We start from the raw sequence: 19,134 nt of genomic DNA, 5'->3' as shown, positions 1-19,134 counted from the left end.
GAACACTTAAATTCATGTGGCCTGTTTTCAATTTCTCAATCTTTATTTAAAAAAGTTTACAATACCAGTAAACAAGATTACTGTACTTATCATATAAATTTGCCATATGGTTAGATTGCTATCATCTTTACCCAGCTTTTTTGCCATTTTATGTCCACGACGATACATCAAAATAGAGACAATAATCAATATAATTCCAAGAATAATGTAAAAAATATGAGGAATTTTAGGGTTAGTATCTCCTAACATAAACATCATAGGCACAATAATAAATACACCACTGACAAAAGTACCAAAATATATTACATATGGTGCTGTGGCGATTTCTTTAGATTTTTTATCCCATTTATAAAATTTAAATGTTCTATACAATTCAAAAAATCCCAGTAGCATTGTTACAATATATAAAGCTGTTAATCCCCAATCTTTCATTTTATATACTCTTTCTAGTAGCTTAGCCTTATAAATATTTATTTCATTATAAACTATTTTTCTATTTTTTAAGTAAAAAGGATCGAACATGTAAACTTATGTACTAATTTAGTATTTTTTACATCAAATTAGTCTATTTTTTTAGATACAAAAGGCACGTGAACTTAACTCACGTGCCTTCTTTCATAATTAATACTTACTTTGTAAATGCTTAGCAACCATTGAAAGTGAGAAACAAACAATAAAGTACATCACTGCAATAATTACATACATTGGAATTAAATAAGTAGTATTTTGACTATAAATAATCTGTGCATGGAACAATAATTCTGGCAAAACAATAATTGTTGCCAAAGATGTATCCTTAACTAATGACACAAATTGTGATAAAAGAGAAGGAATCATCTTATTTAAAGCCTGGGGAATGATTACATGATACATTGCCTGCATATAAGTCATCCCATTTGAACGAGCTCCTTCCATTTGGCCGGGATCAACGGCTGCAATACCACTTCTAACAATTTCGGCAAGCATTGCTCCTTCAAACACAACTAGGGCAATAATTGAAGCTACAGTTGGATTAGTAATAATTCCTAATTCAGGCAATCCAAAATACGTAAAGAAAATTATCAGCAACAATGGCAAATTTCTAATAATATCAATCACAAAGCCCACAATAGCTGAGAGATACTTGATCTTCACATATCTAATAAAGCCAAATACTAAACCTAGTATAAAACTTAAAGCAATCGAAATTAATGATACATATATAGTCACCCACAAACCTTGTAAGAGAAAGCGAATGTTAATCCAAGAATATGCATGAATAAAGTTTTCCATCTTTTTCTCCTTCCTAGGCTAATTTCTTTTCTAAGTGACGCATGTAGTAACTCAATGGCAAGGTTAAGACTAAGTAAAACAATCCAACAACTATATATGTATTAATAGTTTCAAATGATGAAAAAGCAATTACATCTGCTTGATACATTAAATCAAACCCCGCAACAAAGGCTAACACAGATGAGTTCTTAATTAAGTTAATAAACTGATTTCCCAATGGAGGAATCACAATCTTCAAAGCTTGTGGCAAAATGACGTATCGCATTGCTTGCGTATAAGTCATCCCATTTGAGCGAGCTCCTTCCATTTGACCATCCCCAACTGAGTTAATTCCTGCTCTAACAGTTTCTGCAATAAATGCTGAAGTATATAGAGTTAATCCAATTGTACCAGCTGCGAAACCTGATACCTTAAACCAAATTTGCGGTACAACAAGGTAGAAAATCATTGTAATAACCAACAAAGGAATATTACGGAAAATCTCGATGTAGACATGAGCTACCGCCCTTCCAAATTTATTCGGTGCAACTTCTAACAAGGCAAAGCCAACCCCAAGAATTAAACTAAAGAACAGAGCAATTAGACTACATAAAATTGTGTTCCAAAAGCCTGATAAGAATTCAGACCAATGATTTGTTAAAATTCCTATCACGAATTTTCAACCTCCTTAATATTAAATCCTGGAATACCACTAAACCATTTAACTAATAAGCGATGATATGTTCCATTTTTCTTTAACTCATTTAGTGCTTTATCGATATGATCAACAAAATCAGTTTGACCCTTTTCTACAGCAATTCCATATGGCTCACTTGTATAAGTACCACCAACTAATTTATAGCCCTTATTTTCACTAGCAATACCTGCAAGCAATCCATTATCAGTTGTCATTGCTTGTCCCTGACCGGCTTTTAAAGCTGTAAAGGCTTGTCCATAATCATCATATTCTAAAACTTTTGCCTTAGGTGCAAACTTTTTAACGTTATCAACTGCTGTAGTTCCTTTAACTGCTAAAGCAGTTTTACCATTAAGGTCTTTAATATTCTTAATTGTTGAATCATCCTTAACTAGTAAAGATTGGCCAGCTGTAAAATATGGCTCACTAAAAGTTACTTGTTTTTTACGATCAGGTGTAATCGTCATTGTTGCTAAAATAGCATCAATATTTCCATTTTTTAGCAATGGAATTCTTGTTTTTGGGGTAGTCTGTACAAATTCGGCTTTGGCATCTTTCCCCAACATTTGCTTAGTTAAGGCTTTTGCCAAGTCAACTTCAAAACCCTCAATTTTTCCAGTTTTAATGCTCATTAAACCAAACAAACGAGTATCAGCTTTAACACCCCAAGTAATAGTTTTACTTTCCTTAACTTGGTCATAAACATTACTTGACTTCTGCTTTTTTGCGCATCCTGTCAAAGTAATCAACAAAACTAATATCAAAGGCAAAACAAAAATCTTAGTTGATTTTTTCATTTTAGCCACCTAGCTTTTCAGTAATAACCTTACTTAAAAATTGACGAGCACGTTCAGTCTTAGGATGTTCAAAGAATTCTTCTGGTTTAGCATCTTCTAAAATTCTTCCTTGATCAAAGAAAATTAATCTATCGCCAACTTCACGTGCAAATCCCATTTCGTGCGTTACAACAACCATTGTAATTCCTTCGTCTGCCACATATTTCATAACGTCCAAAACGTCCTGAATCATTTCAGGGTCCAGAGCACTAGTAGGTTCATCAAATAAAATAGCCTTCGGTCTCATTGCTAGTGAACGTGCAATTGCAACACGTTGCTTTTGTCCACCAGAAAGTTGTCTTGGATACATATTGGCCTTGTCTTCTAAACAAACCTTTTTCAAAAGATTCATAGCAATGTCATGATTTTCTTTTTCAGGGCGGTGCAAAACGATCTTAGGTGCTAAAGTAATATTTTCAAGCACAGTGTGGTTGTCATATAAATTAAAATGCTGAAACACCATTCCCACATTTTTACGAATTTTATTCAAGTTTGTATGCTTATCAGCTAAATCATAACCAGTAACCATTAATTTTCCAGAATTAATTCGTTCTAATCCATTCATTGTTCGAATCAAAGTACTCTTACCAGAACCAGATGGTCCGATAATTGAAACTACTTGACCTTCTTCAATACTCAAATTAATATCCTTTAAAGCATGAAATTTACCGTAATATTTATCTACATGCTTAAACTCAATAATTGCAGCCATTGTGCTTCCCCTCTCTTTTTTATTCACGTTTTCCATTTTACTCTAAAATTATTAAACTTAACTTTATAACGTATTAGCTAACGACTCCTTATTTTTATTTGGAGTAAAGAAAAAAGCCCTTCGCTCCCAATTTACTCAGGACGAAAGGCTTCTTTCCGCGGTACCACCTAAATTGTCTACTTAAAGACCAACTTGACTAGAGCACAACCATGCTCCAGCGGCTAGATAACGTGCCGCTTACGGCTTAACTTACTCTCGTACTCGATTTCAGCCAGCAGCATTGTAAAAGTGTCTTTCAATAATCCAGGGTCTGCTAACTTTTTCACTACCGTTAACTCACTAAAAGAAATAAATTATCTACTTTTCTTTTCATCGCTTTTTTAATTTAAATGTTGATTACATTTAATAATATTTTTTCAAAAAAGGCAAGTAAAAAATTTATTTTTCTCCCTCGGCTTCTTTAATATTAAAGCCCGGAACCCCGCTAAACCATTTCTTTACTAGGGCATCATAAGTACCATTCTTTTTTAATTTATTCAAAGCCTGGTTAATCTTATTTCTCATCTGAGTTTGTCCTTTATTGACAGCTATTCCGTATGGCTCATTTGTATAAGTACCACCAACAAGCTTGTATCCTTTGTTTTCAGTTGCTATTCCTGCTAATAAACCATTATCAGTAGTCATTGCCTGACCTTGTCCTGCCTTTAATGCGGTAAAGGCTTGACCGTAATCGTCAAATTCTAATACTTTAGCTTTTGGCGCAAACTTTTTAACATTGGCAACTGCCGTTGTACCTTTAACAGCTAAAGCCGTCTTGCCATTCATATCTTTTATGCTTTTAATATTTGAATCATCCTTAACTAATAAAGATTGACCAGCATAAAAGTATGGTTCACTAAAGTCAACTTGTTTTTTACGTTCTGGTGTAATCGTCATTGCAGCTAGAACAGCATCAATGTTTCCATTTTTTAAAAGTGGAATTTTAGTTTTAGCAGTAGTTTGTACAAAATTTGCTTTAGCATTTTTTCCTAGCATTTCTTTTGTCAAAGCATTGGCTAAATCAACTTCAAAACCTTCAATTTTTCCAGTCTTGATACTCATTAACCCAAATAATCGGGTATCGGCCTTAACACCCCAAGTAATTTCGTTGCTTTTTTTAACTTCTTGATAAACATTACGCGTATTTTTCTGACATGCAGAAAGTAGAAAAACGCTAAATAAGCCTATAAATAAAGAAAAAAATCGTAGCTTTTTCTTCAATTTTTAACTTTCCCTCTAATTTTTATTCAAACGCCATTTGATTAGTATATAAGCCATAGTAGAAACCATGCTTTTTAATTAATTCATCATGATTTCCTTCTTCAATGACATTTCCATCTTTCAATACTACTATTTTATCTGAATTTAAGATAGTCTTCAAACGGTGTGCAATAACAAAACTTGTTCTACCTGCAATAACAGTATCCATTGCTTTTTGAATTTTAGCTTCAGTAACTGTATCGACGTTTGAAGTAGCCTCATCTAAGATTAAAAATTCTGGATTAGTCAAAATAGTTCTCGCAATTGAAATTAATTGTTTTTGACCAGTTGAAAAGACAGAATTTTCTTCAGAAACTTGAGTATCATATCCGTCAGGTAGCGTCATAATAAAATCATGAATATTTGCTTCTTTAGCTGCTGCAATAACTTCATCACGGCTTGCAGTTGGCTTACCATATTTAATATTGTCCTCAACTGTTCCAGTAAATAAGACAGAATCTTGTAACACAATACCAACATTATTTCTTAATGATTCAAGCGTAATATCGCGTACATCTACACCATCAAACGTCACCTTACCGCTATTTACATCATAAAAACGATTAATTAAATTCATAATCGTTGTTTTTCCTGATCCAGTTGGTCCAACAACAGCGACTGATTTTCCTTTGTCTACATCAATTGAAACACCGTGCAAAATTTCTTTATCTTTATTATAGCCAAAGTGAACGTTTTCTAATTTAACGCCCTTCTTTATTCCTTTCAAAACCTTGCCATTTGGCACAGTATTTTCTTCATCCTGTTCTTCAACAGTTGCTAATCTTCTAGCCCCTGTCAAAGCAAGCTGCGTCATAGAATAGATTGAAGTAAGTTGCGTTAATGGTTGGAAATAAGTTTGAGAGTATTCAACAAAAGCAACAATTAAACCTAGTCCTACCGCTTGACTGACTTGACCGCTAACAATTAACCATGCTCCTCCACCGATTACAATTGCAAGATTTAATAAAGAAATACCCTGGAGTAATGGGAAAAGCATCCCTGAATAAAATTGCCCTTTAAACATAGCACGACGAACATCATTGTTGTATTTTCTAAAATTTTGAACAGATTTTTTTTGCAAACCATTAGTGATAATAACCTTTTCTCCATTGATCTGTTCATTCACATATCCATTCAAATCACTAATTTTATCTTGTTGTTTATCAAGATAAATTCTAGCTTTTTTCATAATAAATACACTAATAATCACAATAAAAGGCGTTGTTGCTACCGTAAAAATAGCCATTGTTGGATTTACGATAAACATCATAATGATGGTTCCAATTAATAAGGCGCCTTGAGAAATAATTTCAAAGATTGCATTATTCAATGCGTTAAAAATATTATCTAAATCAGAGTTAAATAAAGAAAGTAGTTTTCCATCTTGATGAGTATCAAAATAGCGAATCAACATTCTTTGGAATTTGGCAAAAAGATTTTCTCGCATATCATTTGTTGCATTAGCTGTAAATTTTGACATAACCATCCATGCAATAAATGAAGCAATAATTCCCGCAGCGTAAACACTAATCATTGAGCCTAAAGATTGGTAAAAACTGCTTAAATCGTGACTCTGACTAGATACCTTGTTAACTGCCTTAGTTAATCCTTGGACAGCATTTCCCAAGAAAAGTGGTCCAAGAACCTGACTTAAAGTTGAAATTAGGGATAATACTATAACAATAGTGACGCCCTTCCAATAATTTTTTAAATACTTTGCAAAGTACTTTAGAGCCTTTTTAGTATTACTCATCAATTTCACCTCTCTTTTCCTTTGCTTTCTGTGTACGATATATATCTTGGTAAATTGGCGAAGTCTTAAGCAATTCTTCGTGCATTCCTTCAGCAACTAATTTTCCATCGTCCAAAACTAAAATCTTGTCCGCATTCATAACGGACACAATTTTTTCAGCGATAATCACAGTAGTCGTATCCTTTAAATCATGTTCTAAAGCTTCTTGAACTAACTTCTCAGACTTAGCATCCAAAGCAGAGGTTGAGTCATCTAAAATTAAAATTGGTGGTTGTCCAATAACGCCACGTGCAATGGATAAACGCTGCTTTTGACCACCAGAGAAATTTGCTGAGCGTTCTTCTACTTCATGATCAAATTCATCAGGATATTGACCAACAAATTCTTGCGCTTGTGCAATTTCAGAAGCACGTTTCAATTCATAATCTGTTGCATCTTCTTTCCCTTGACGTAAGTTAGAAGCAATTGTTCCAGAAAATAGAATTGCCTTTTGAAGCACCATTGAAACGGTGTTCCGTAGAGATTTTTCACCAATCTTCTTTAAATCTTTGCCGCCAATTTTAATAGTTCCCTTGCTTGGATCATAAAGTCTAGGTATAAGCTGAGCCAAAGTACTTTTACCAGAACCAGTTGCTCCAACGATACCAACCATTTCACCAGCTTTAACTTTAAATGAGATATTTTCTAAAGTTGGCTTATCACTATCGGGATAAGTAAATGACACATTATCAAATTCAATGCTTCCCTTTTCTGGTGCAGTCGGCGCATTAGGATCGAATTTTACATCTGGTTCAGTATCAAGAACTTCCTTAATTCTTCTTAAGGAAACCATACCACGAGTAAAATTCATGATCACAAAGCCGCCAATTAAAATTGCAAATAATAAAGTTAAAATGTAAGAAACATAAGGTGATACAACTGCTACATCGGTTGGATTAAGGTTAGCACTGCGACCTACTAAAAACACAACTAATGCAATTACTAAATACGCAATTAGCATAAAAGCAGGCATAATAGTGGAAATCCAGTAACCAATCTTAATGTTTAATTCATTCAAAGAATCAGAGGTTTTATTAAATCTCCTAATTTCATTTTCTCCCTGATTAAAAGATTTAACTACCCGTACTCCTTGAAGATTTTCCTTTACACGAGTAGAAATTTTATCCATGTAATGTTGAAATTTATCAAAAAGTTTATTCATATTTTGAATTACAATAAAACCTACACCCATCATTAGGGCTAACATCAATACAGGTGCCCACCAATAATGAGGAATTGTAATAATACTTAAAACGAAAGATCCAACTAAAATAATTGGCATTCTAAGGAGCTGCATGAATAGGATCATCATCATATTCATAACCTGGTTCATATCGTTGATTAAACGAACTACTAAAGAACCACTAGAAAATTTTTCAATATTACCAAAAGAAAAACTTTGAATTTTTGCATAAGTTTCTTCACGCAAATCTGAAGTTATTCCCTGGGCAATTTTAGCAGCATAATAAACATTAAAAATCCCAGCTACAATTGCTAATAATCCCAAAATCACTAAACCAATACCGTCTCTTAATACTGTACTCTTGTTATCAGCTAAAATAGCTTTTTGGATATTTTCTAACAATCTTGGTTGCCATAAAGTTGCAAAAGCTGAAATTAAAATTGTAACAATAGCTAAAATAATTTCTTTACGATAATTTTTGAAGTGTGGTTTCAAAATCCCCATCTATTTTTCTCCCTTCTTTCCTAAACACTCCCAAAAAGTATTACTCCATTCTTCATTAAGAGCTACTAATTGCTTCATCTTTTTAGCTCCCATTTTTTGAGCAATTCTATTTTCGATTTCAAACAAAGATGCCATTTTCTCTTGAGCATACTTCTTACCTATATCAGTTAATTGACAATACTTAACTCGATTATCATCTGGATCAACTGTTAACTCTAAATAATCCTTTTCTAATAAGCGATGTATTCCCTTATTAATTGACTGTTTTGGTAAGTCACTTAACTTAACTAAATCCTTTTGTGTCAATTTTTGCCGCATTAATAATTCATATAAAATAATCGTCAAATAAGTAGGCATATTTTGGCGACGATCCCATTCTTCATAGGCCTTGCTACCACGAATAATAGCGAAGTTTAACTTTTCCGTATCACTTAGTTTCATACTTCACCTCGCAAAAATAGTCTCTGTAGATACTAAATATTTAAATATATTAGTATTTACAGAGACTATTGTCAATGCCTATTATTTTATTTCCATAAAAAATCTATTAATAACTGATCTACTTCTTTATTTTCATGTAATTTACTATGTTGAGCATTTTTTCCTTTAATTTCAACTTCATGATATGCCTTTGCACGCCCGTTGATTAGGTATTTATAACCTTGTGCAGATGCCACAGAAACTGACCCATCTGAATTTGATCCATCTTCTTTATTACCATAAATATTCAAAACCTCAATTTGTTTTGGATAATGTTTACGCAGAGGTAATAGCTGCTTAAAGCCATCACTATAGATATCTGGTTCACCAGTTTCTTTATTTTTAATCTTAGCCTTTTGACCTGCTTCTTCGCCAAGATAGCCATCATAATGACCTGCAATTGAAACTACTTTATTAATCTTAGGCATTTTTTATTGTCATAATTTTCATTAATGTAATTAGCTATCTGCAAATTTCCCATTGAATGGCCAACTAGATTAATTTTAGCGTAATGATATTTATTTGAAATAGCAGTAATAACAGATTTAACATAAGATGTTTTACCACTTTGGTTGTCCTCAAAATTAACCTCAACAATTGGATTCTTGGCATTTTTTGGAATAGTATTATTTAGCTTAACAGTTCCATTTTTACTTACGTCAGCTTGAATAATAGTATTCGTAACACCAGCCTTTTTAGCTGCGTTAGTCATGTGTTTTTCAGCATTTACGCTTGACCCCCAACCATGGAAGAAAAACGTTGGAATTGTCTTGGTATTAGTTAAAGATGCAGTTACTTTTTTTGCAGGAATATTTTGCGTTTTTTGACTACATCCCGCTAAGATGAATAAAAATGCAGCAATAAAAAAACTAGCGAGATAAATTTTTCTTTTCTTCATAATAATTTTTGTTCTCTTACACTTACTTTTCTCTAGTATACAGAGACAATTATGAATTGAAAAATATTTATTCTCACTAGTTTACTATCGTTAAAAACTATACTAATTTAGCTCTTTAGATAAATCTTTTAATCCAGGCAAGGTAACCATTACGATGAAACTAATAATGTACAAAGCTGATAAAAAGCCCATTACTACGCTTAGATTGTATTTATCCATTAAAATCCCAATTACCACTGATGAAAAGCCACCAATTGCTCTTCCGACATTAACAATAATATTATTAGCACTAGATCTAATCTCAGTTGGATAGAGTCTACTAATCACAGCGCCATATCCGCCAAACATTCCATTTGAGAAAAAGCCAACAATCGCACCAATTACTAAAAGCGTTGCCATATTTTGAGCTAAACTCAAAGTGTACACCATTAATGCAGAACCAATTAAAAAAATCGCAAAAGCTCTTCTTGGTCCAAAATAATCAAAAATTGAACCAAAAGTCATCATACCAATACTCATTCCCACGATCGTCGCAATCATCCAAAGACTAGAATTTGAAACATTTAAATCAAGTTGTTTTTGAACGATTGTTGGTAGCCAGTTCATCAAACCAAAGTAGCCCGCAATTTGAACTGTCATCATGATCATCAACCCAACGGTTTGCCAAGCAAGACGAGGTGTAGAAAACATCATTTTAGCTACATCTGATAGCAAGGAGCCCCTTTCTTTTTCTTTAGCTTCGACAAATTGTTGACTTTCATGAACATGTTTTCTAATGAATATAGTCAAAATTACTGGAATAATCCCCACTAAAAACAGCATGTGCCAACCAGCAGTTGGAATAATCCATGCTGCAATTAATGCTGCCATAATTGCACCGATCTGACCTCCAATCGCAGCTACTGAAGTCATCTTGCCAATTTGATTTTTATGAAAATTTTCAGCAATCAAGGCAATTCCAACTCCATATTCACCACCTGCTCCAATTCCGGCTAAAAATCGAAGTGCACAAATCATGTAAATATTATTTGCAAATGCCATTAAAGCTGTTGCAATCGCAAAAATAATTACTGTATGGCTAAAAGTCTTAACACGACCAATTTTATCGCCCAAAATCCCAAAGGCAATTCCGCCAACTAACATTCCTAAGTTAGTAATAGTAGAAATAAATCCTGCTACTCCTCCTGATAAATGGAGATCAGCAATCATTGAGCTCATTGCAAACGATAAAAAAAGCACATCCATATTCTCAAGAGCAAAACCTGAAGAAGTAGATGCAATAACCCACTTCTGATTTTTACTTAGACTATGCCTGTGCTTAACCATTGTATCCATATTAAATTCCTCCAAAATGAATGCTCTCTGTCATTCAATTATTTCTTCAGAATTCATTCTACACGCTTTTTATAAATTTACAATCTAAAATTATAAATCTGGATCTCTTCTAAAGTGTAATGGAGACTTCTTTATTTCCTTGGTAATTAATTTACCAATTAATTCTTGATAATCTTTAACTGCGGTATGTGCTAATTCTTTATTAGCTTCGTTAATCAAAGCTAATCTCTTCTTAGCGTCCTTTTCCTTGTCAATCTTGACATCATATTCTTGACGCATTTGACTCAATTTTTGCTGAGTAGCATTTCTAGTTTGATATAGTTGCAAACCATAATCTTTCCATGAACGGTCAGCCAAAACTTGAGCTTCCTTGTAAATCCAATAAGCTGAATTTGAAGCATACTTATCTTTGCCGTGTCTATAGAAGCTTGGTACTACGCTACCTTGTGGGTAGAAAGGAACATATACATTTTGACAAGTAATGCCTAAAGATAACCAGTGAATCCAGTCCTTATCCTTAAGTTGCAATAAGTGAGATTCTTCAGTAAAGTCAACACTAATCGGACGATAAATAGCAGTATCTTTGTTTACCGGATTTGCTACATCATATTTAGTTCCATCATAGTGATCCCTTAATACTCGTTGAGCATCAGTAATAGAAATTGGATGATCAGCTTTTTGGATAAATGGAAGATCAAAACTATTTGGATCTTGTTTGATCGAAGGACTTAAAATTCTTTGACCAGTCCAAACACGAGCAGTGTTGTAAGTTGTATCTAATAAGTTATGAGTTCCAAAAATTCTACGCCAATTAAATGGTTTACCATTTGGCCATAGGTCATTTTCTTCAACAAATTTTTGTAAACCTGGTGAAGTAATAAAGTTATCAGAATCATTAAAGTCAATTTCTTGAATTGCTAATTCATTAGCTGCAACAGCATAGCAATCATCTGGAATACGCTCTGCTACCCAAGTATGAGCAGTACCAATTTCAAAGTACCAAGCTTCATTAGGATCAGCAAATAAAATACCATCAGATTCGCCAGCACCATGATCCTTTATAATTTCGCCAAAGCGTGCAATAGCTTCACGCGCAGTCTTTACATAAGGCAAAATACACGTAACCATTGCTTCTTCAATAATACCAGTCTTCTTAAATGGATCATATGCTTGAACTTGATCATTAGCATACGTAGTTTCAGTAGCACTCATTGCTACACCAAATTGGTTAATGCCGGATTCCTCATAAACACCCTTTTTATCACTCCAGTTAGGAGTTGATGAATAACCATATCTATGAGTTGGTAAATCCATCTCAAACTTATTCAAATTAGACTTGAAATGATTATTAGGAATATCTTTTTCCTCATGAAAAGCTAAATGCTTGGCACAATTTGGCTTATCATCTTCATTACGACCAATGATAATACTGCCATCAGTGGTAGCATTTTTTCCTACTAAAATTGATGTACATGCACTGTGATTATTTTCTATCATTAGATATCACACTTTCATATTAATAACATATCTTATTCAATTGATATTGTATTACGATATGCTACTAAACTTTAATAAAACGCATTCAAAATAATAGAATCTTATGCTTCTATAAAGCAAAAAAGATTCGAAAATTATCGAATCTTTTAAGTAACTATTTAATTTTTATGCTATTCAGCATCTGCCATCAAATTGTGAATCTTCTTGGTAAAGAAGAACATCACTATACCAAACAAGACACTTACAACACCAACTGCTAAGAAGTAAGCTACTTCCGTTTTACTTGAGTAGTATCTAACAATTTGTGAATTGATAGCCTGTCCTGTCGCATCTGCTAAAAACCAGAGACTCATCATTTGAGAACGAAAAGCTTTTGGTGCTAAACGAGTCGTCACCGATAATCCAATTGGAGAAATAAGCATTTCAGCAATTTCCACAATAAACCATGAACCCACTAGCCAGAATGGACTAACGCGTCCATTGGTTCCATAAAGCATACCCGGCAGTGCCATCCACATATAAGATAAACCGGCAAATACTAAACCAGCTGCAAATTTTCCAGCTGCACTTGGTTGTTTCTTCCAGTTATCCCATAACCAAACAAAGAATGGAGTTAAAATCATAATAAATACTGGGTTTAGTGTTTGAAAGTTAGCCGCAGTAAAATGCCAACTTCCAATATGAAGAACAGTTCTTTGGGCAGCAAATAAGGCTAAAACAACAGAACCAGATTCTTCAATTCCCCAGAAAATAGAAGCCGCAATAAATAATGGAATATAAGCCCAAACTTTTGAGCGTTCTTCCTTAGTAACCTTTGGACTTCTAAGCATTAAAACAAAGTAATAAATTGGTAAGGCAATAGCAACAATAGTAATTAAAGTAATGATATTATCAACATTCAGCTGATCAAACGCAGCCATTAATCCTAATACTACTACTAAAGCTAAAACCCCTAAACCAATTCTCTTCAAGATTTTGTTACGAGTTTCTGGATCAATCGGATCAGTTGGATGTATCCCATCATCAGATAGATACTTTCTACCGCCCCAAACATATTGTACTAAGCCAAAGAACATCCCAACTGCTGCTAAAGAGAAACCAGCATGGAAATTAAAATGATTTCCAAATAAGTTAAGACCAAAACCTTCACTTGCCCAAGGAACTAACCATGGAGCAAGAGCAGAACCTAAATTAATACCAAAAACAAAGATACTGAAACCTGCATCACGTCTACGATCATCTAATGAGTATAGACCACCAACCATGTCAGAAACATTAGGTTTAAGCAATCCTGTCCCAACCACAATAAAGGCAATTGAGATATACAAGCCAAGTTCTGCCATTGGCAAAGCTAGGATAATGTGTCCAATCATAATTAGGACACCACCAAAGAAGACAGTACTTCTTGCACCCCAAATTCTATCTGCTAGCCAACCACCAGCTACCGTAGAAAGGTAAACCAATGATCCATAGATAGACATAACGGAGGCAGCCGTAGTCTCATTCATGCCAAGGCCGCCACGTTCTACCGCATAGTACATGTAGAAGAGTAAGATAGCACGCATACCATAGTAACTAAATCTCTCCCACATTTCTGTGAAGAACAGAGTAGACAAGCCACGAGGCTGTCCGAAGAAAGTCTTCTCTGTCGTCGAATTATTCATTAAAAACTATCCTTTCTGTTTTATGTGCTTTATTCACACAGAAAGTTTTATTTTATACCTATTTATAATAAGTAGTCAAATTGGTATAGAGCAGCATATTAAAAAATGAGTATCTTTACTTTTAAAGATACTCATTTTATCTATTTATTTTTTATAAATCTTACTTCCAAATGGATTAAGAACAACTTCACCGCTAATTATCTTCTGTTTGTGGTGTATTTTCCATTACTAAAAAGTTCTGATGTTTCAAACTCCTAAAGCAGTTATGAATTAGGCTAATATTTCTGCCTAATTCTTCTATCGTCTGATTGTCATTACCCCAAGCTGGATAAGAATCCCAAGAGATAAGATCTCCATGCTTAGCTACCTTTATCCATGAAAAATTCCTACAGTTACTGTCTGAATATCCGCCTGTTTAAAAAAGTGCGAAGTCTTGATTAATAATATCTGGTTCGTCCCATCATTGTTCAGGATTATAATCTCCACCGTGTAGAAATTAGTTAATTTTTAGTATTCGTTCCATGATTTTTCTGTCCTATAATATTTATATTTAGTATAAAAAGTAACTTTCCTCCATAAATATAATATCGCCTTCTTAGTAACAATTCTTATCATTAAATTTAATTTTATGAATATATGTTAATTTGGAATACTACTTTTTATTTTTTGACGTTATTTTTATTTGAGCCTATAGTGATAGTGAAAGTGTGCACATTATTTAGACTTAACATTGTCTTTTAATAATTATAGAGGTGCAAAATTATGTCAAAAACAATTCCATACAATGTAGGTAAATGGTTGCCTACTGATCAAAAGTTTTTTAATCAATGGCTTAATAAAGTATTAAAAGAAGCAGAAAACGAAGAAAATCAATACTTACTACCCCCTGTTCAAGCTCTTAAACATTTAATTGAATCTGATCGATATATTTATAATATTACTCAATTAATGTTTGAAGAAATTCCAGTAAATGATGTAGATACACCAACTGGTACTCCACAAGTCCGTAATTATGAACAAATGCTTTTAATGCTTAATCGAATTATTCAAAGAGCACCTGAATTCAATAAAACTGGATTAGTTGGAACTCCTATTAATGCTATTTTCGATTACCCAATGGCGACTAAAGCTGGCTATGTATTTTTTAACAATCCTAAAGTCAATGCTTGTTTGAAAAATATTTTAAATTATTGGGGAAAATTTCTTCAAACAGCAGATTCAACATATGTTCTTAATACTTCAGAAAATGGCTGGCTAAGTGACTACGCCCTAAACGAAATGTCAAAAGCTGCTTACGGCGATAATTTCTTTAATCTTTTTGACTGCCCTACTCACGATAAAACTGAACACCTAGGATTTTCTTCTTGGGACAAATTTTTCACACGTACATTTAATCCTGGAATTCGTCCTGTTCAAAATGCAGATGATCCCGATTCAATTGCTAACGCTTGTGAATCTGCTCCTTTCCGCATTGCTCATAACCTACCGCTGAAAGCTAAGTTCTGGATTAAGGGGCAACCTTATTCTTTAGTTGATCTCTTAGATGGAGACCCATGGGCATCTAAATTTGAAGGTGGTACTCTATATCAGGCATTTTTAAGTGCACTTAGCTATCACAGATGGAACAGCCCAGTATCTGGAACTATCGTCAAAGCTTATAATTTACCAGGAACTTATTACGCAGAAAGCCTATATCAGGGTTTTGAAAATCCACGAGGAGCTGATCCAGTAGCTGCTAATGATTCACAAGCCTTCCTTACTTCTACTGCCACTAGAGCAGTCATTTTTATTAAAGCGGATAACCTTAAGATTGGTCTAATGGCTTTTATTGCAGTTGGAATGTCCGAAGTATCGAGTGATGAAATTACTGTTAGAGTAGGGCAACACATTAATAAGGGAGATCAATTAGGCATGTTCCATTTTGGTGGTTCAACTCACGTCCTACTTTTTAGACCTGAAACTAATGTTAAATTTAACCTTCATGGACAAAACCCAAGTATTGCTGGTAATAATATTAAGGTAAGATCTGAAATTGCTCACATAGAGTAAAGACTACAATTTAAATTTGACAAAACAAAGAGATTGTTATATATAATTTTAGAATAAAGTCTATAGATCCTTGACCACCCCCCCCCCTTAATGCTACCTTTAACTTGAAAGTGCACTTTTTCTAAATGTTATTAATTTTTTCATAAATAGAGGTATAAATTATGAAAAAGAATATTCAATACAATGTAGGACAATGGTTACCAAGTGACCAAGAATTCTATAATAAATGGTTAAAAAAGGTTCTAAAAGAAGCAGAAAGTGAAGAAAATCAAAAGTTACTTCCTCCCGTTCAAGCCTTAAAAAATTTAATTGAGTCTGATAGGTACTTGTACAATATTACTCAAATGATGTTTGATGAAATTCCTGAAAAATATGTCGACACACCGATGGGGACTCCTCAAGTAAGAAATTATCGTCAAATGCTTTTAATGCTCAATCGTATTATTCAAAGAGCTCCAGAATTTAATACTACTGGATTGGTCGGAACGCCAATCAATGCAATTTTGGATTATCCAATGGCTACTAAAGCTGGATATGTATTTTTCATGAATCCGAAAATCAATGAGAAATTAAGAGATATATTAAATTATTGGGGCAAATATTTGCAAACTCCTGCATCTACCTATGTTCTTAACACTTCTAAAAATGGTTGGTTAAGTGACTATGCATTAAACGAAATGTCTAAAGTAGCCGATGGCGATAATTTCACAACTATTTTCAAATGTAAATCAAATGATCGTGAAAAGCATTTAGGCTTTACTTCCTGGGATAATTTCTTTACTCGTTTATTCAATCCTGGCATTCGTCCTGTCCAAGATCCTGATGATCCAGATTCAATCGCTAATGCATGTGAATCTGCTCCATTTAGAATTGCCCGTGATTTACCAATGAAAGCAAAGTTCTGGATTAAAGGACAACCCTATTCATTAATGGATCTTCTTCATAACGATCCATGGACATCAAAATTTGAAGGTGGCACTTTATACCAAGCCTTTTTAAGTGCTTTAAGTTACCACAGATGGAATAGTCCTGTTAGTGGAACTATTGTTAAAGCATATAATTTACCAGGTTCATATTACTCCGAAAGTCTATATCAAGGCTTTGCAAATGAACGTGGTGCTGATCCTGTTGCTGCAAACGATTCACAGGCTTTCTTAACTGCTACGGCTACTCGTGCTGTTATTTTCATTAAGGCTGATAACCCAAAGATTGGTCTCATGTGCTTTGTCGCTGTAGGTATGTCAGAAGTTTCAAGTGATGAAATCACTGTACGTGTTGGTCAACACGTTAACAAGGGCGATCAACTAGGGATGTTCCATTTCGGTGGTTCAACCCACGTACTTCTATTTAGATCTGAAACTCAAGTTGAATTTAATTTACATGATCAAGAACCTGGTTTAGGCAGTTCAAATATTAAAGTTCGTGAAGAAATAGCTCGTGTTAAATAAGGATGAATTTTTATTGATTAAGAGAAAGAAGATCTCATAATGACTAAATCTAACAGTCGTAAAATTGGTCTCTTTGGCTTAATTGCGATGGTTGTCGGTGCCATGATTGGTGGAGGAATTTTTGATATTCCCCAAAATATGGCTGCTTCATCTTCACTTGGTGCCGTCATCATTGCTTGGATTTTGACTGGTATTGGTATGTTTGGACTTGCCTTTACCTTTAAAATCCTAGCTGAAGAGAGACCAGACTTAAATATTGGTATTTATTCCTATGCACGTGCTGGTTTCGGTAAATACGTTGGTTTTAACTCAGCCTGGGGTTATTGGATTGAAGCAATTACAGGAAACGTGGCCTATGCAGTTATGCTTAATGACTCCTTCGGTCGTTATTTTCCGGTCTTGCTTAAACACCAATGGCCAACTGTTATATTCGGTATTGTCTTAATTTGGATTTATAATTTTTTAGTTCTTAATGGTGTTAAAGAAGCCTCATTTCTTAACAATATTACAGTCATCATCAAGTTCATTAGTTTAGGAATCATTTTAATTTGTATGCTAATCTTCTTCCGTTTCCCAACATTTTTCTGGGGATTCTGGGGACAAGGTCTTCATTTAGGAAATTTTGTTAGTCAAATTAAGGCTCCTATGTTAGTAACGTTATGGTGCTTTATCGGTATTGAAGGTGCAGTTGTTATTTCTAACCACGCTAAAAATCCTAAAGATGTTGGTAAAGCAACTGTAATGGGTTATTTAATTTCATTAATCGCCTACATTCTAATTAGTATTGTTGCTTATGGTATTTATCACCAACCAACTCTTTCTAAACTCACTGACCCATCAACAGCTTACTTAATGAAAAACTTATTAGGTCCATGGTTCATAGACTTCGTAACAATTTCTGTAATTATTTCCGTTGGTGGTTCATGGGTTGCATGGACAGTTATGATGGCTCAGCTTCCATATGCTGCAGCTAAAGGACATGTATTGCCAAAATTCTTTGCTCATGAAAACAAGAAAAAGGTGCCTAGTGTATCCTTATATATTTCAAGCGTTTTGATGTCCTTGTTCATGATATTAGTAGTAACAGCTAATAACGTTTATCTAGCATGTATCGATATTACTGGGGTAATAATTTTACCTTGTTATCTATTGAGTTCAATGTACTTATGGAAAATTGCGCAAAAACGCGAAATTTTTACAAACGATTCTCATAAACGTAATAAGAGTTTATTCATAGGTATTTTATCAACTATCTATTGTCTATGGCTCTTATATGCAGCAGGACTTAATTACCTACTAATTTCGACAATTATTTATGCTGTAGGCATAATCTTCTACTACTTTGCCAGAAAAGAATACGACAAGAAAGGTACCCCTCTATTTAACAAGTGGGAATTAGCATTGGCTATTATTATATGTATTTTGGCTGTTATCTCTGTATATCTGCTAGTTACTAAGAAGATTTCATTATAGTTATTAATATTAAAAA

At 33.8% G+C, this 19,134-nt stretch carries 16 protein-coding genes, 1 pseudogene and 1 other annotated feature; of the genes and pseudogenes, 3 read left to right on the top strand and 14 right to left on the bottom strand.

The window, feature by feature from the left end; genetic code table 11:
- Positions 1-42 precede the first annotated feature (42 nt).
- The 14 genes and pseudogenes from H1A07_RS02875 to H1A07_RS02810 all read right to left on the bottom strand — a co-directional run bounded on the left by H1A07_RS02875 (position 43) and on the right by H1A07_RS02810 (position 14,494).
- Positions 43-432: a hypothetical protein gene (locus H1A07_RS02875; protein ID WP_094496031.1), complete on the bottom strand. Its 390-nt coding sequence runs from the start codon at positions 430-432 to the stop codon at positions 43-45.
- Between the two features lie 189 nt (positions 433-621).
- Positions 622-1,272: an amino acid ABC transporter permease gene (locus tag H1A07_RS02870; protein ID WP_057718998.1), complete on the bottom strand. Its 651-nt coding sequence runs from the start codon at positions 1,270-1,272 to the stop codon at positions 622-624.
- 13 nt (positions 1,273-1,285) lie between these two features.
- A complete protein-coding gene (locus H1A07_RS02865; protein ID WP_057718999.1) occupies positions 1,286-1,924 on the bottom strand; it encodes an amino acid ABC transporter permease in 639 nt (212 codons plus the stop codon).
- Complete coding sequence (locus tag H1A07_RS02860) at positions 1,921-2,745, bottom strand: transporter substrate-binding domain-containing protein (RefSeq protein WP_210145298.1); 825 nt, start codon at positions 2,743-2,745, stop codon at positions 1,921-1,923. The genes H1A07_RS02865 and H1A07_RS02860 overlap by 4 nt, the downstream gene beginning before the upstream one ends.
- 1 nt (position 2,746) lies before the next feature.
- Positions 2,747-3,496, bottom strand: a complete 750-nt coding sequence (locus H1A07_RS02855) for an amino acid ABC transporter ATP-binding protein (protein WP_057719001.1) — start codon at positions 3,494-3,496, stop codon at positions 2,747-2,749.
- A 133-nt stretch (positions 3,497-3,629) separates the two neighbouring features.
- Positions 3,630-3,878: a binding site (T-box leader), on the bottom strand.
- A 56-nt stretch (positions 3,879-3,934) separates the two neighbouring features.
- Positions 3,935-4,756 carry a transporter substrate-binding domain-containing protein gene (locus H1A07_RS02850; protein ID WP_094496027.1) on the bottom strand — a complete coding sequence of 274 codons (822 nt, stop codon included), beginning with the start codon at positions 4,754-4,756 and terminating at the stop codon, positions 3,935-3,937.
- A 22-nt stretch (positions 4,757-4,778) separates the two neighbouring features.
- Positions 4,779-6,548 (bottom strand): ABC transporter ATP-binding protein, encoded by a 1,770-nt coding sequence (locus tag H1A07_RS02845; protein ID WP_210145297.1) that lies wholly within the window; start codon positions 6,546-6,548, stop codon positions 4,779-4,781.
- Complete coding sequence (locus H1A07_RS02840) at positions 6,541-8,274, bottom strand: ABC transporter ATP-binding protein (protein WP_210145296.1); 1,734 nt, start codon at positions 8,272-8,274, stop codon at positions 6,541-6,543. The genes H1A07_RS02845 and H1A07_RS02840 overlap by 8 nt, the downstream gene beginning before the upstream one ends.
- Positions 8,275-8,715, bottom strand: a complete 441-nt coding sequence (locus H1A07_RS02835; RefSeq protein WP_210145295.1) for a MarR family winged helix-turn-helix transcriptional regulator — start codon at positions 8,713-8,715, stop codon at positions 8,275-8,277.
- A gap of 86 nt (positions 8,716-8,801) precedes the next feature.
- Positions 8,802-9,652, bottom strand: a pseudogene (locus H1A07_RS02830) (alpha/beta hydrolase).
- 102 nt (positions 9,653-9,754) lie between these two features.
- Positions 9,755-10,987, bottom strand: coding sequence for an MFS transporter (locus H1A07_RS02825; RefSeq protein ID WP_210145294.1), 1,233 nt, complete (start codon positions 10,985-10,987; stop codon positions 9,755-9,757).
- 90 nt (positions 10,988-11,077) lie between these two features.
- Entirely contained in the window at positions 11,078-12,484 is a 1,407-nt protein-coding gene (locus H1A07_RS02820) for a C69 family dipeptidase (protein WP_210145293.1), read from the bottom strand.
- A 170-nt stretch (positions 12,485-12,654) separates the two neighbouring features.
- A complete protein-coding gene (locus tag H1A07_RS02815) occupies positions 12,655-14,148 on the bottom strand; it encodes a peptide MFS transporter (protein ID WP_210145292.1) in 1,494 nt (497 codons plus the stop codon).
- Positions 14,149-14,341: 193 nt separating this feature from the next.
- Complete coding sequence (locus H1A07_RS02810; RefSeq protein ID WP_244974185.1) at positions 14,342-14,494, bottom strand: beta-galactosidase; 153 nt, start codon at positions 14,492-14,494, stop codon at positions 14,342-14,344.
- 416 nt (positions 14,495-14,910) lie between these two features.
- On the opposite strand from H1A07_RS02810, the gene H1A07_RS02805 reads away from it, so the two are divergent.
- The 3 genes from H1A07_RS02805 to H1A07_RS02795 all read left to right on the top strand — a co-directional run bounded on the left by H1A07_RS02805 (position 14,911) and on the right by H1A07_RS02795 (position 19,118).
- Positions 14,911-16,197: a phosphatidylserine decarboxylase family protein gene (locus tag H1A07_RS02805; RefSeq protein ID WP_210145291.1), complete on the top strand. Its 1,287-nt coding sequence runs from the start codon at positions 14,911-14,913 to the stop codon at positions 16,195-16,197.
- 161 nt (positions 16,198-16,358) lie between these two features.
- Positions 16,359-17,645 (top strand): phosphatidylserine decarboxylase family protein, encoded by a 1,287-nt coding sequence (locus H1A07_RS02800; RefSeq protein ID WP_210145290.1) that lies wholly within the window; start codon positions 16,359-16,361, stop codon positions 17,643-17,645.
- A gap of 39 nt (positions 17,646-17,684) precedes the next feature.
- Positions 17,685-19,118 (top strand): basic amino acid/polyamine antiporter, encoded by a 1,434-nt coding sequence (locus H1A07_RS02795; RefSeq protein WP_057719012.1) that lies wholly within the window; start codon positions 17,685-17,687, stop codon positions 19,116-19,118.
- Positions 19,119-19,134: the final 16 nt, after the last annotated feature.

Origin of the sequence: Lactobacillus taiwanensis, from assembly GCF_017894345.1 — a bacterium.
GTDB lineage: Bacteria > Bacillota > Bacilli > Lactobacillales > Lactobacillaceae > Lactobacillus > Lactobacillus taiwanensis.
Note: the sequence above shows the minus strand (reverse complement) of the source record. Positions and strands in the feature narration are given on the sequence as shown.

Coding starts and splice junctions, on each gene's coding strand:
- H1A07_RS02875 (WP_094496031.1), bottom strand. CDS start 432: ATGAAAGATTGGGGATTAACAGCTTTATATATTGTAACAATGCTACTG.
- H1A07_RS02870 (WP_057718998.1), bottom strand. CDS start 1,272: ATGGAAAACTTTATTCATGCATATTCTTGGATTAACATTCGCTTTCTC.
- H1A07_RS02860 (WP_210145298.1), bottom strand. CDS start 2,745: ATGAAAAAATCAACTAAGATTTTTGTTTTGCCTTTGATATTAGTTTTG.
- H1A07_RS02855 (WP_057719001.1), bottom strand. CDS start 3,496: ATGGCTGCAATTATTGAGTTTAAGCATGTAGATAAATATTACGGTAAA.
- H1A07_RS02845 (WP_210145297.1), bottom strand. CDS start 6,548: ATGAGTAATACTAAAAAGGCTCTAAAGTACTTTGCAAAGTATTTAAAA.
- H1A07_RS02840 (WP_210145296.1), bottom strand. CDS start 8,274: ATGGGGATTTTGAAACCACACTTCAAAAATTATCGTAAAGAAATTATT.
- H1A07_RS02835 (WP_210145295.1), bottom strand. CDS start 8,715: ATGAAACTAAGTGATACGGAAAAGTTAAACTTCGCTATTATTCGTGGT.
- H1A07_RS02825 (WP_210145294.1), bottom strand. CDS start 10,987: ATGGATACAATGGTTAAGCACAGGCATAGTCTAAGTAAAAATCAGAAG.
- H1A07_RS02820 (WP_210145293.1), bottom strand. CDS start 12,484: ATGATAGAAAATAATCACAGTGCATGTACATCAATTTTAGTAGGAAAA.
- H1A07_RS02815 (WP_210145292.1), bottom strand. CDS start 14,148: ATGAATAATTCGACGACAGAGAAGACTTTCTTCGGACAGCCTCGTGGC.
- H1A07_RS02805 (WP_210145291.1), top strand. CDS start 14,911: ATGTCAAAAACAATTCCATACAATGTAGGTAAATGGTTGCCTACTGAT.
- H1A07_RS02800 (WP_210145290.1), top strand. CDS start 16,359: ATGAAAAAGAATATTCAATACAATGTAGGACAATGGTTACCAAGTGAC.
- H1A07_RS02795 (WP_057719012.1), top strand. CDS start 17,685: ATGACTAAATCTAACAGTCGTAAAATTGGTCTCTTTGGCTTAATTGCG.